The sequence below is a fragment of the Marinomonas sp. TW1 genome (assembly GCF_001625355.1).
Taxonomy (GTDB): Bacteria; Pseudomonadota; Gammaproteobacteria; order Pseudomonadales; family Marinomonadaceae; genus Marinomonas.
In genome coordinates, this window is sequence record NZ_JSEE01000014.1 from 124,869 (window position 1) to 138,390 (window position 13,522).

Sequence of the window (13,522 nt, forward strand, 5' to 3'; positions counted from 1 at the left end):
TATAAATGTCATCGTATCGTCAGCAAATATTCTAAAGACTGTTAAATTGATTGTATTTTAAGGATAATGAGGGTTCTTTTGCTTTTCGATAATGGCTCAACATTGAGCAAAGTAAAGCAAACCCTTATGTTACAGTTGAGAGTTGTGGTTGTTTATGGAAAAGAAAATACTCTGGGTTATCACAATAATACTATTTTTAGTTTTATGGATTAAAACCGACCCATTTCAGGATGAAGTTGACGTAACAGATACAGACGCAACCGAAGAAGTCAGTTCTGCAGACCAATCGGGCGAAGCCACACAGGATGAAAAGGACTACTTTAAATCTCATCCAATCCAATCAGAAGTGCCTGATTTTCAAGCAATAACGGATGTTAAAGCCCGTAAAAAAGCCTTCTTTGAATACTTATCTCCCTTTGCCAAAGAGAAGAATGAGTTGATCCTAGCCGATCGAAAACGCCTAACAGTGCTCCTCAAAAAAGCCGATGAGCTCTCTAATAACGAGATTGCTTGGGTGTCAAAATTGCGCAAAGACAACAAGCTTAAAGTGCTTACTCAATATTCAACACAAGACCTTCAAGCTCTCTTTTCTAGACTGGATATCATCCCCACCTCTCTGGTTCTGGCACAAGCCGCCAATGAGTCCGCTTGGGGCACCTCTCGCTTCGCTACTCAAGGAAACAATTACTTCGGCCAATGGTGTTTTCGTAAAGGTTGCGGCCTAGTCCCTGTTTCTCGTGATAACGATGCTGATCACGAAGTACGCAAATTCCACGACGCTCGAGAATCGGTCTTTGCTTACATTGACAACCTGAATACCAACGCCGCTTATAAAAAGCTTCGAAACACTCGCGCTAACCTGAGACAACAAGATGAAGTCATCACTGGTTTGGCATTGGCGCAAGGTTTAGAGCACTATTCACAACGAGGTCAAGCTTACGTGCAGGAAATCATTAGTTTGATCAACTACAACAAACTATGGCGCTTTAATCGCATACAAGCAAATAATGAGTAACTATTTTTTGTTGCACTTTTTTCCTAATCCAAGCTGGAAAAAATGTAATAAAATGCAACTTTACGTTACTAAATTACTTTGTCTGGGGTGGCTATGCGTCATCCCCTTCATTACAATACCGTAATATTTTACTCATTCATAAAACGAGGAAATTCAATTGGCCCGTTTACCTGTTATTGTTGGCTTTGGCGGAATTAATTCGGCTGGTCGTACTTCATCTCATCAAGCTTATCGCCGAATCGTTTTCGATCTTCTACCAAGCTCAATCCAGCAGGATGTGCTATTAGATCTTGCCACGCTAACCAATATGGCGGAGCATAAAAATGGACTTTGGCATACCCCATCAGGGGAAGCTCTGGATGCAGAAACCTTAGTCGACAGCATTGGTGAAGAACTTCTGGCAAGAACACTCATTCGTCGTATTCACCCAAGTTTATTTGATGTTGACCATGTCACCATCCACAAAGCGGCATCCTTACAAGCCTCTTCCAATGAAGAACATTTTAGCTTTCGGGCCAAAACACGCTCTTTACCCAAAAATAAACCATCCAACTGGAAAGTAACCCCCGTCTCTGACACCATCAGTGAAATCACCGTCGATGGAACCCTAGAAACCTTCGTAAAAGACACCAAGCCATTGGCGGTAAAAGCGGCTGGACAACTGCCTACAGGTTTTGACGCTGGCAAGCTTTATCAAAGCCGCAACCATCCACGCGGCTTGCAAATGACGGTTTATGGCGCATCCGATGCGATTAAGAGCAGTGGTATTGATTGGGAACTCATCCGCAGCAAGGTCTCTCCTGACAAAATGGCTGTTTACGCAGCGAACTCCATTGGACAAATGGACGATTTAGGCTTCGGCGGAATGTTGAAATCGGCTCTAATGGGCAAGCGTACTACCTCAAAGCATTTGCCGCTTGGTTATGCCCAAATGCCAGCCGACTTTGTAAATGCTTACTTACTTGGAAGTATAGGTAATGTAGGAACAGCCATTGGTGCATGTGCAACTTATTTCTTCAATCTAGAGCGCGCGGTAGACGGCATAAAATCCGGCAAATTCCGCGTTGCCATGGTTGGCGGTAGTGACGCCCCTATCACACCTGAAATCATTGAAGGCTTTCGCACCATGGGTGCATTGGCAGAAGACGTTTCACTATTAGCTTTAGATAAACTAAGTCAGCACGACGAACCAGATCACACTCGCAGCTGTCGTCCATTTGCCGAAAACTGCGGTTTCACCATCGGCGAATCAAGCCAATGGACACTGCTGATGGATGATGAGCTTGCGGTTGAACTTGGCGCGCAAATATTTGGTGCCATCCCAGCCGTGTTTTCCCATGCAGACGGCCACAAAAAATCCATTTCCGCGCCGGGTGTTGGCAACTATTTAACCATGAGCAAAGCCATGGCTTATCTAGAAAACATCATCGGCAATGAAGGCTTAACCAAACGCACCTTTGTTCAGGCTCACGGCACCAGTACCCCTCAAAACCGCATTACCGAGTCACATGTACTCAGCAAAGCGGCCACCAGCTTTGGTGCGACAGAGATGCCAGTTGTTGCCATGAAAGCTTTTTTAGGACACTCACAAGGCACCGCCGGTGGTGATCAGCTGCATCTTTCGTTAGGTGTTTGGCAAGACGGTATTTTACCTGGCATTACAACCTCGAAAGCCATCGCCGATGATGTGTACCAAGACGGATTGAAGTTCCAATTAAAGCACGAGCATTATGGTGCCGAGTATTTTGATGCCGCCCTATTGAACTCAAAAGGCTTTGGTGGCAACAATGCAACGGCGGTACTACTGTCTCCTCAGCAAGCCATGAAAATGTTGTCGAAACGCTACTCAGCGGAGCAACTGGCTGATTACCAGCAAAGGAAAGTCGCCGTGGTTGAAAGTGCGACCGAATACAATCAAGCTGCCATTCGAGGGGAAGTGCTACCCACCTACAAATTTGGCTTTAATGTGTTAGGCGGTGAAGAGTTAGACATCACTAATCAGCGCATCACCCTGCCAGGCTATGATCTTCCCGTTGACCTTCATATCGATAACGATTTTGATGATCTAACCTAATCAAATACAGCACGGAGTGACCGTCTGAATGGATTTTTATGTCGTTCAGCGGTCACTCAGATCTACAGACTTTCTTGCAAGAATTCGAGCAATAATCGCGTTTTCTGTGACATCAATTTACGTTGCGGATAAATCGCATGAAAACTGACTTCATATCCTTTCCATTGCGGCAAAACATTTACCAACGCCCCTGATTCTAAGTATTTTGATAGCAGAAATTCCGGTTGATAAATGACGCCGACCCCTTCTAAAGCTAAGCGAGCCAATGCACCACCATTATTAGCACGACAATTTCCAGACACCACAACAGACCCTTGTTCACCTTTTTCATTCGTAAAATGCCAATGATCAGAGGTCATCGTATTGGTATAAAGCAAACAATTATGACGCTGCAAATCTTCTAAAGACACGACCTCACCATAACGCTCAAGGTACTCAGGGGAAGCACACACATAAGACCCTGCAGTACAAAGCTTACGGGCAACAAATTGATCCCCTCCTAACAGCCCTCCTCTAATCGCCAGATCCACACCAGATTCGGTCATATCGATACGCTTATCGCTAAAATCCACATCCAATTCAATCTGTGGGTACAGGCGAGTAAAGCTGTCGAGCAGAGGCACTAAATGCGTCAAACCAAAGTCCATTGGTACGCTGACTTTCAGTAACCCTTTTGGCTTTTGTGCTAAGTCCCCTATTTCACTTTCAGCCTCTTCCAGTGCATCTAAGATAGACACACAATGTTGATAATATTTTTGCCCAGCATGCGTCACACTGATATTGCGCGTATTTCTTTGCAATAACTTGGTTCCCAACTCATCTTCAATAAAGTTAATATAACGAGTCACCATTGGCCTCGAAATAGCCAACGAATCACTGGCCAACTTAAAGCTCTCCACTTCATATACTCGGCAAAACACCTTCATTGCTTGAAGCTTATCCATTTCACTCACCCAAAATAAAAAAAGTTCCCATTTTATTATTTCATTATAGTTAATATTGAATTGTTTTTTTAGCTGATTATTTATTAAAAAAAAGGCTCTAAACTGTGCGGATACATTCATATCAATAAGGAGAACCTACATGAAAGCATTTGCAATTAGCGCTTTGGCTCTGGCCTCTAGCCTTTCTTTCGCAGCGGACTACAAAATCGATACCGCTCACTCTGCTGTCATCTTTAAAATTGGCCACTTGGGTGTGAGCACCACAGTCGGTCGTTTTGATGAGTTCAGCGGTGACTTCTCATACGCCGACGATGGTAAATCTGGTTCCGCAACACTCACTATTCAAGCTGACAGTGTTGATAGCAACCACGATGCACGTGACAAACACTTACGCAGTCCAGATTTCCTAGACGTTAAACAATTCCCAACATTAACGTTCACCAGCAAGCAATTTGATGGCAACACATTAACCGGCGATTTAACGTTGCACGGCGTAACCAAGTCCGTCACATTTGATGTTGAAAAAGTTGGCGAAGGTAAAGATCCATGGGGTGGCTACCGCTCAGGCTTTGAAGCAACGACAACCATTAACCGCAGCGATTTCGGCATTACTTATTTCATCCCAGGCGTCACCGATGCGACAGAGATCGAAGTATACGTGGAAGGCATTCGCCAATAAGATAGTTTAAGGAAGAGACATGTACGAAGAAGCCAGTAACTCAAATCTAATCATGCTATTGCATACGGCCATTTACCCCTTTATCGCCGCGCTAATAGTCAGTTTTATTACTGGCAAATTGCTGCGTACATCGTCTTTTTTAGGCTATCTCGGTGGTTTCATCGTAGGGCTCAGCCTGATCCATTCAGGCTTGAGCTTGCCACCAAAGCAAGCGATAGATTATTACAGTGTCAGTGTCATTATTGGCACATTCGTTTTTATTAGTTTACATCTCATCAAAAATTCAACGACACTAAGGTATGGTCTTTGTACCTTATTAACCGGACTGTCTTTCTACTTTTTACTTAACCCTGTATTGAAACATTCAGGGGTTCATATGAGCCTCATATGGTCCGTTGCTTGTGCCATTTTCACACTGGTGTATGTTGCACTGAGCCATCAGAAAACTCATGACACTACTGAGCTAAAAGGCCTAGAGAAACTGGAACCCCATACCCCGATGATAGGTTTAATGATTGTTGCAGGCAGCGCTGCACCGGTTATTTCGATTGGTGGTAGTTTGTTGATAGGTCAATTACTTGGTGCTTTTGCCGCCGCCAGTGCAGGTTATCTACTGGTCAGCCTAATCACATCAAACCGACAAGATTTTAGTAGCGCTCCAGCCATCATCGTACTAGTGGGCCTAATCAGTCAAAGTCATGTCTTAGCAGACATTCCTCTTAGTGTTATGGCTTTAATCGCGGCTTCTTGTTTTGTTACTCCAGTCGTTCGCCACTTAACGCAAAAAGCCATACCCACCATCATTTGCCAAGCCATGATAAGTATCATCATTAGTGGCTTTTGCTTATGGTTAGTATGGCCTGAAAGCAGTCTTTACTAATTCAAAAGACCGTTACTAGTCTTTAAAAATAGAACGCGAAGGACGCCATAATGGCAAAATAATAGCCATTATGGCGCAATGCACCGCGCTATAAGACAGCAAATAAAGCGTATCTTCATACTCCAATTCTAAATGCAACGACACGATTAAGAAATTTGGCAACACAATCAAAAGCCAGATAAAAATGGCCAGAAAAAATTGACCAATGCGCGTCAAATTTCTCACTCTTAACATCAGCCAAGCTGTGAACCATAAGAACACAAAACTTGAAATTAGAAAGATCACCAGCACATCCCAGCTTGGAAGCTCTGCTGGCGTCTGCCACACAGAGCGACCTAAGAATTGCGTTGGGGTTGATGCATACCAAAGAACGCCTACCAACACTTGGAAGAAAAATACCACCATTACGGCTTTAAGATTCATTTTATGCACGTCAACTCCTGCTCTATCTGCATATCAAAGGTCAACCATTGACCTTGAAAGACATGAGCGAGTTTCAGATCTACAAAAGAGCCGTTAACCGTTCATGCCTTTATCAACTAACTTGATACAATTCCTTTACCAGACTTCTTAGTTTTGATCGCCAAGGTCGCTGCTTAATGCCAAAATGATTAAACACTTTTCGACAAGACAGAGATTGCCGCTTCATTGCGACTTGCGGCACACCTTCTACGGTATCTGAATGCGCTTCAACATCAACTTGCGCCCTCGAATCGTATTGAGCAGCCGTTGCCAAAATGGCTTCTACCAAGCCAACCCAGCTAATTTCCTCAGCACAGCAATAATGATAAATCCCTGTATTCTCTGCTCCATAGTGACCCTGATTAAGCATAGACAATACAACCCTCACTAAATCAGAGACGGGAGTCGGACTGCCAATCAAGTCATCTTTGTAAGCAAGATTAACGCCACCTTGGATTGACTCCAGAGTTCGGCAAACAAAATCATCGCCCTGACCACTGAACAACCACCCCGTTCGTAGCACAATATTTTGTGGGTGATTTAACACTTCAGATTCGGCCTGGATTAACGCTTTCGCATAACTGCTAGTGCCGTCAGGCTCATCTTTCTCTGAGTAAGCCTGACCTTTATCCCCCGAAAACACCCGAGCACTACTCAACATAATCAGCGGCGCTAGCGCGGCTTGACTTAAAAAGGTCAAGGTTCCTAAAAACTTCTCATAGTCTGATTGCAAAGCATGACGTAAACTCAAAGCATCGATGACCACATCAAAGGTCATCGCTTGTAATTCATCACGTCGCGTTGCATCCAATAATAAAGCTTCATCTGGACACAACCATTCAAATTCTGGTTTATCTTGGGTTAGTTTTATAAAAGCCGTCCCGACTTCGGTTCCCGAACCCAGCAGCAAAATACGGATCGGCGCATTTATATCTTGTTTATTATTCAAAGTAAGCCCTCATGCCACTTAGGAAAAACTCGTAGTAGATTATCATAGCTATCAACAGCAATCTGCTCTACTTCTTCATTCCGAATAGTGGCAACACTCTTTGCTACCTTTAAAATAGACAAGGGAGTATTCACCTGACCTTGAAATCCATGTAACGGCATATCAGGGGAATCTGTTTCCAACACATACGACTGACGATCCAAAGCCTGTAAAACACGCTGAGCTTTCTTAGCCCTTGGGTACGTCACCGTGCCTCCGATTCCTAGAACAAAACCCAATTCAATAAAGCGTTGTGACTGTTCATAACTGCCATTAAAAGCATGGATGGTACCACCTGTTTTCAAGCCTACCTGACGAAGGCATTGATATACCAAGTCATAACTTTTCCGGGCATGAATCACCACAGGCAAATTCAGACTTTTCGCCAACTGTAATTGGCGCACAAAAAAGTCTTTTTGAACGCCCATATCACAAGCCCCTGGCCAATTGTCTAAACCTATTTCACCAATGCCTAACACAGCGTCGGCTTCACAATATTCAGCCAACACATCCAACTCTTCCAACCTTGCTTGCTGCAAAAAGTAAGGGTGTAAACCATAAGTAATCCGCCATTGCGGATAATGCTTTGCCAATCGACTCAGTTTTCGCCAAGAGGCAGCCGTCGTAGCAGGCACCAAAAAGCCTTTTATCCCAACCGCTTCACAGTTCACCATCAACTCATCACGAGTCCGGTCAAACACATCAAAATCTAGATGGCAATGAGTATCTATATACATATACAAAAGATTACATTATTTATGACATTAATGGCTAGCTTAAATTTTAATCAAAAATTTATTTTTCTAGCGAACAACAAAAAAGCCGCGACACAGTCGCGGCTTTTTAAAAGACTTTATGAATTAAGCAATTACAAAGCAGGTCCTGCTTTCACAATGGCCTCAGACACGGTATCAAACTTCTTAAAGTTTTCCACGAACTGAGCAATCAAATTCTTAGCTTGCGCTTCATAAGACGCTTGATCAGACCAAGTCTTACGAGGATTCAATAAAACGCTATCGACACCTGGGACCTGAGTCGGTACATCCAGATTCACATCATCTAAATGCTCTGTTTCAACATCCACTAACGCACCAGATTGAATCGCAGAAATGACCGCACGGGTTGTCGGAATACTGAAACGCTTACCGCCTTGACCATGCGCACCACCAGTCCAACCGGTATTAACCAGATAAACTTTACTGCCAAACTCTTCAATACGTTTGATCAAAAGATCGGCGTAAACATCAGCAGAGCGCGGGAAGAAAGGCGCACCAAAACAGGTTGAGAAAGTGGATTTAATTCCGGTTCCAGCGCCCATTTCGGTAGAGCCAACCAACGCCGTGTAACCACTCAAGAAATGGTAAGCCGCGGCTTCTTTAGTCAAAATAGAAACAGGAGGCAATACCCCAGTTAAATCACACGTTAAGAAGATGATGGCATTCGGCTCACCAGCACGATTCTCTGGCGCACGCTTCTCAATGTGCTCACGCGGGTAACCAGCACGGCCATTTTGTGTCAAAGAAGTATCTGTGTAATCCGCCACACGTGTTTCAGAATCTAATACTACGTTTTCTACAATGGTACCGAACTTAATGGCATCCCAAATAATTGGCTCATTCTTTTTCGATAGATCAATGGTTTTCGCGTAACAACCACCTTCAATATTGAAAACAGTATCTTTACCCCAACCGTGCTCATCATCACCAATCAAAAAACGCTCTGGGTCAGCCGACAAGGTGGTTTTACCCGTTCCAGATAAACCAAAGAACAAGGTCACATCTTCGTCTGTCCCAACGTTTGCCGCACAATGCATTGGCAATACATCGTACGCTGGCAGTAAGTAGTTTTGTACAGAGAACATGGCTTTTTTCATTTCGCCTGCGTAACGCATGCCAGCAATCAACACCTTGCGTTCGGCAAAGTTCAAGATCACACAACCATCAGAATTCGTACCATCACGCTCAGGCTCACACACAAAGTTAGGGGCATTCAAAATCTGCCACTCACCTTTAGACGTCGGGTTGTATGTTTCTGGACGAATAAACAAGTTACGTCCAAATAAGTGATGCCAAGCTGTTTCAGTCCGCATGATCACAGGTAGATAATACTCATCGCCCGCACCGACATGAATATTAGAAACATAAGACTCTTGATTATCTAAATAAGCCGTTACACGATCCCACAATGGTGCAAACTTATCTTCTGGAAAAGCTCGATTGACCGGCCCCCAATGAATACTATCTTTACTAGATGCTTCTTCTACAATGAAACGATCCATTGGAGAACGACCTGTACGAGCGCCAGTTTCAACAACAAGTGCGCCATTATCGGCTAGAACCCCTTCGCCATTTTGCAATGCCTTTTCCACCAATTGAGGTGTAGTTAGGTTCTTGTGAATTCTAGTTACTTCCGGTGCGGAGTTCATTACGCTAAATCCTCTGTACGATAAGGGTTGACTGATATATTTTTATAATTATGAAGTGAATTTACTCTGTAAAATCGATAGTAACAAAACATTCTAAGAAAACATATTGTTATAACAAACTGTTATTTTATTACCATTTTGAAAGCCAGCAATAAGACTTAACCTACTGAAAAATATAAAAATAAATTGAAAATCAGAAAAAAATAAGTCGTTAGAGGTCATTTTGTTGAATATTTAAACAATTTTTTTGTAGTTTTCTTTCTTTTTAGTAGTCTTTATACTAACCAGAAAATCACTTACCAAAAAAACACCCCACAAAAGATAAGGCCATAATATGGGCTTTTCACAGACGAAATCCCCCATAAAGACTAAGGTTTCTGATAAAAAAGTATAAAAAAATCTACTTTTTTGAATTTTTCCGGCCCTTATTACCTCCTGATATTCATCTCTTCATGGTAAGATAATTTCCTCAATTCCCCCAATTGTTCAAAAGGTTGATCGATATTTATGTTAGAAACAAATCAGAACTGCAATATTGGATTTGTCGGCCTGGGTGTCATGGGAAAAAACTTGGCCTTAAACTTAGCTGATCATGGCTACCGAGTTGCTGGTTTTGATCTTGACACACATAAAGTACAAGATGTTTTGGCGACAGAAGCCGCCGAACGTCCTGACTCTTCGGCTCCAGCTCGAATCATCGGCTGCGACAGCATGGAAGACATGCTATCCAATTTAGTTAAGCCCCGCGTTATTGTGGTTTTGGTGCCAGCTGGAAACCCTGTTGATGCCGTTTGCCAAAACCTAATCAAAGCTGGTTTAGAAGCGGATGACATTGTCGTCGACTGTGGTAACAGCCAATGGACAGACACCATTCGACGCGAAGCGGAATACAAAGAACAATTTAAGTTCTTTGGTACCGCTGTCTCCGGTGGTGAAGTCGGCGCACGATTTGGCCCATCTTTAATGCCTGGTGGTGATGCCGACTCATGGAAATACTTACAACCTATGTGGGAAGCCGTAGCGGCTAAGGTAGATAAAGACGGTAACCCGATTGTCAGTAACACACCTGGCAAACCGGTTACTGAAGGTGAGCCTTGTACCGCTTACCTTGGACCTGATGGTGCAGGACACTATGTCAAAATGGTTCACAACGGCATTGAATATGCCGACATGCAGTTAATTTGTGAAGCCTACCATCTATTGCGTTCCCTATTGGGATACGAGCCAGAAGAAATTGGCAAGTTATTCGAGAAATGGAACCAAGGTGTTCTAAACAGTTACCTAGTCGAAATTTCCGCAGACATTCTTCAGCAATACGATCATAAAACCGGTGCCCCATTGGTAGATATGATTCTGGACAGTGCAGGCCAAAAAGGCACAGGTCGCTGGACCTCAATTAGTGCCACACAAATGGGCGTACCAGCGGGCATTATCAGCGAATCAGTTTATGCTCGAGCTCTAAGCACACTAACTACCGAACGAGAACAAGCCGCTGACAAACTGGTTGCGGATGTCGAAAGTGGTGAAATTGAAGCCAGCGAAGTAGAAGCCGCCATTGAAGAAGCACTGTATTGCGCGAAAATCTGCGCCTATGCTCAAGGCTTTCAACTCATGCGAGCAGCACAGAAAGAATACAACTGGACACTTAATTTCAGTGACATCGCGAAGATCTGGCGCGGAGGTTGTATCATTCGAGCCTCTTTCCTACAGAAGATCGCAGACGCCTTTACTGACAACCCAGAGTTGGAAAACTTGCTGTTAAGCGACTACTTTGCAGACGCGATGGCTAGCAAACAGAAAGGTTTGCGTAAAGCCGTGGTTCTAGCCGCACAATCAGGCATTCCAACACCATCATTTTTCTCAGCACTGGCCTACTTTGATGGTTACCGTTCTGAAGTGGTTCCGGCGAATTTGCTACAAGCTCAACGTGACTATTTCGGCGCTCATACCTACGAAAGAGTCGACGGCGAACCAGGTCAGAAATATCACACCTTCTGGCAAGAAAATGATCGTCCTGAACGTAAAGCCTAACTCCCTTAGGTAAAAAAAAACCACGATTTCAATACTAGAAATCGTGGTTTTTTTGTCTCTGCCCTTGTCAATTTTAAAACAGGGATAAGGCATTAAGACTTGGCTTGTTTTTCCATCGACGTCAGCATACCGCGCAACATACCGTACTCTTGTTGATCGAGGCGAGAGCGTTGAAATAAACGTCTAAATCTAGGCATGACTTGCATTGGCATATCTGGGTCGAGAAACTCTATGTCGACCAAGACCTTTTCTAAATGCGCTAATAAATAATCCACTTGCTCAACGGTGGCGGCTGGCACATCCCATTTATTCTGTACTGCGGGAGCATCTTGCGTAGCAAGAAACTTCATACGTAATTCATAAGCAATCACCTGAACCGCCGCACCGAGATTCAATGAGCTAAACGAGGCCACAGAAGGAATATGCACATGGTAATGGCAACGTTGCAGCTCTTCATTTGTTAAACCTCTGTCCTCACGACCAAATACAAAAGCCGTTTCTAAGCCTTCATTAAACACCAAGTCAGCGGACTCTCGAGGGTCCACCAGTGGCCAAGGTATGGTGCGTTCACGAGCACTGGTACCAATCACTAACTGGCAATCCGCTAAGGCTTCTTCGAGGGTGTCAACGACTACAGCATTTTCCAAAATGTCGGTCGCCCCAGAAGCTCGACTCACCGCTTCTTGACTTGGGTAATCTCTTGGCGCCACGAGATAAAGGTCAGCCAAGCCCATATTTTTCATCGCCCGAGCAGCGCCACCTATATTGCCAGGATGAGACGTATTCACTAGAACGATGCGAACTTTATTTTGCATGATGTTAGATACCAGCTAAGAAATAATATAAACCCACGCATGTTAACAGATATTCTTGGAGATTCATTTGATTGGTTAGTTTTTCGCCAATTTTTCTCTGGCTAATGTGGGATTATTAAGCTAGAATTCGCGCTCAAATTTTGGCTCCCAGATCTCGCATCTGGCACGCCCGCTCTTTAACACTTTATCTGGCAACTGGCTCTTCCTTTCAAAGGGTGGGCAGTACATGTTTAATGACGAATTAATGACGGTAAATTATGCAACCTAGAATCAATGTCGCAATCAAAGCAGCTCGCGCCGCTGCAGAATACATAGTTCATTCTCAAGAGAAATTATTATTTGATAAGGAACAAGGCAAATCCTCAGCGGAAGTTTATGCTGCCGTTTGTTCTGGTGCTGAGCGCAGCATTGTTTACCATCTAGAAAAAGCTTACCCAGCGGATACCATCACCACTCGTTTACAAGGTTCAGTTCAAACTGGCGAAGAAGGCGAATGGATTATCGATGCAATTCAAGGACAACACCTATTCTCTCGTGGTCTAGCTGGCCATGTGATTACCATCAGTTATGTGGTTGCCGGTAAAGTAGAGCACGCCCTTGTGCTTAACCCTCACACTCGAGATGAGTTCTACGCAAGTAAAGGCCGCGGCGCTTACTTAAATAACTCTCGAATCCGCAGCAGCTCCGCTCGTGCGCTAGAAAACACAACCTTGGCAGCACAATTCCCTGCAACAGATCGCACATCAACCTACCTTGAAGGCCAATTGACCGTGCTTTCTGATGTCGCTCAACAAGGCGCTCGCGTTGTCATGCAAGATGCACCAGCACTCATGCTAGCCAATGTGGCAGCAGGTCGCTTAGACGGTGCTTGGGGCATTAAGTTACAAGAATGGGAAATGCAAGCCCCTCTGTTTATCGCCAAAGAAGCCGGCGCTTTGATTGCGGCGTTTGATGGTTCTCCAAGTTTGGAAAAAGGTGACGTGCTGTGTGCTGCGCCACGCTTATTTAAAGTGTTATTGCCAGTACTAAACAAACACCTTAACTAAGTTTTTTCTCTACTGAAAAACAAAAAAAGCCTCGTTACTGAACTGACCCCCAATAGTTGGACATTCCAATTACTGGGGGTCTTTTTATGTCCAAATATCACAGAGCATTTAAACTGTCTTTAGCCAAGTTATCTCAACACCAAGGCTCAAGATCCATTGCCCG

12 protein-coding genes are annotated in these 13,522 nt (G+C 43.9%); 6 read left to right on the forward strand and 6 right to left on the reverse strand.

Annotated elements, in window-relative coordinates; all coding sequences use genetic code 11:
• The first annotated feature begins 154 nt into the window (after positions 1 to 154).
• The gene (locus OA79_RS13935) at positions 155 to 1,015 is read left to right on the forward strand and encodes a glucosaminidase domain-containing protein (protein WP_063333841.1); all 861 of its coding nucleotides are present in this window, start codon (positions 155 to 157) and stop codon (positions 1,013 to 1,015) included.
• Positions 1,016 to 1,172: 157 nt separating this feature from the next.
• Positions 1,173 to 3,089 carry a beta-ketoacyl synthase gene (locus tag OA79_RS13940; RefSeq protein ID WP_063333842.1) on the forward strand — a complete coding sequence of 639 codons (1,917 nt, stop codon included), beginning with the start codon at positions 1,173 to 1,175 and terminating at the stop codon, positions 3,087 to 3,089.
• 62 nt (positions 3,090 to 3,151) lie between these two features.
• Here the strand turns inward: OA79_RS13940 and OA79_RS13945 are convergent, their stop codons facing one another.
• The gene (locus OA79_RS13945) at positions 3,152 to 4,033 is read right to left on the reverse strand and encodes a LysR family transcriptional regulator (RefSeq protein ID WP_063333859.1); all 882 of its coding nucleotides are present in this window, start codon (positions 4,031 to 4,033) and stop codon (positions 3,152 to 3,154) included.
• A 139-nt stretch (positions 4,034 to 4,172) separates the two neighbouring features.
• Between OA79_RS13945 and OA79_RS13950 the strand changes: the two genes are divergently transcribed.
• Both OA79_RS13950 and OA79_RS13955 read left to right on the forward strand, forming a co-directional pair.
• Positions 4,173 to 4,712, forward strand: a complete 540-nt coding sequence (locus tag OA79_RS13950; protein ID WP_082825477.1) for a YceI family protein — start codon at positions 4,173 to 4,175, stop codon at positions 4,710 to 4,712.
• Between the two features lie 19 nt (positions 4,713 to 4,731).
• Complete coding sequence (locus OA79_RS13955) at positions 4,732 to 5,592, forward strand: hypothetical protein (protein WP_063333844.1); 861 nt, start codon at positions 4,732 to 4,734, stop codon at positions 5,590 to 5,592.
• Between the two features lie 15 nt (positions 5,593 to 5,607).
• Here OA79_RS13955 and OA79_RS13960 read toward each other — a convergent pair whose 3' ends face one another.
• The 4 genes from OA79_RS13960 to OA79_RS13975 form a co-directional block, all read right to left on the reverse strand.
• Positions 5,608 to 6,015: a hypothetical protein gene (locus OA79_RS13960; protein ID WP_231908879.1), complete on the reverse strand. Its 408-nt coding sequence runs from the start codon at positions 6,013 to 6,015 to the stop codon at positions 5,608 to 5,610.
• A 112-nt stretch (positions 6,016 to 6,127) separates the two neighbouring features.
• Positions 6,128 to 7,003, reverse strand: a complete 876-nt coding sequence (locus OA79_RS13965; RefSeq protein WP_063333846.1) for an SDR family oxidoreductase — start codon at positions 7,001 to 7,003, stop codon at positions 6,128 to 6,130.
• Positions 7,000 to 7,779, reverse strand: a complete 780-nt coding sequence (locus tag OA79_RS13970) for a TatD family hydrolase (protein ID WP_063333847.1) — start codon at positions 7,777 to 7,779, stop codon at positions 7,000 to 7,002. The genes OA79_RS13965 and OA79_RS13970 overlap by 4 nt, the downstream gene beginning before the upstream one ends.
• Positions 7,780 to 7,910: 131 nt before the next feature.
• Positions 7,911 to 9,467 carry a phosphoenolpyruvate carboxykinase gene (locus OA79_RS13975; protein ID WP_063333848.1) on the reverse strand — a complete coding sequence of 519 codons (1,557 nt, stop codon included), beginning with the start codon at positions 9,465 to 9,467 and terminating at the stop codon, positions 7,911 to 7,913.
• Between the two features lie 507 nt (positions 9,468 to 9,974).
• Between OA79_RS13975 and gndA the strand changes: the two genes are divergently transcribed.
• The gene (gndA, locus tag OA79_RS13980; protein ID WP_063333849.1) at positions 9,975 to 11,498 is read left to right on the forward strand and encodes an NADP-dependent phosphogluconate dehydrogenase; all 1,524 of its coding nucleotides are present in this window, start codon (positions 9,975 to 9,977) and stop codon (positions 11,496 to 11,498) included.
• Positions 11,499 to 11,590: 92 nt separating this feature from the next.
• Here gndA and trmJ read toward each other — a convergent pair whose 3' ends face one another.
• Entirely contained in the window at positions 11,591 to 12,313 is a 723-nt protein-coding gene (trmJ, locus tag OA79_RS13985; protein ID WP_063333850.1) for a tRNA (cytosine(32)/uridine(32)-2'-O)-methyltransferase TrmJ, read from the reverse strand.
• Positions 12,314 to 12,570: 257 nt separating this feature from the next.
• On the opposite strand from trmJ, the gene OA79_RS13990 reads away from it, so the two are divergent.
• Positions 12,571 to 13,359 carry an inositol monophosphatase family protein gene (locus OA79_RS13990; RefSeq protein ID WP_063333851.1) on the forward strand — a complete coding sequence of 263 codons (789 nt, stop codon included), beginning with the start codon at positions 12,571 to 12,573 and terminating at the stop codon, positions 13,357 to 13,359.
• Positions 13,360 to 13,522 lie beyond the last annotated feature (163 nt).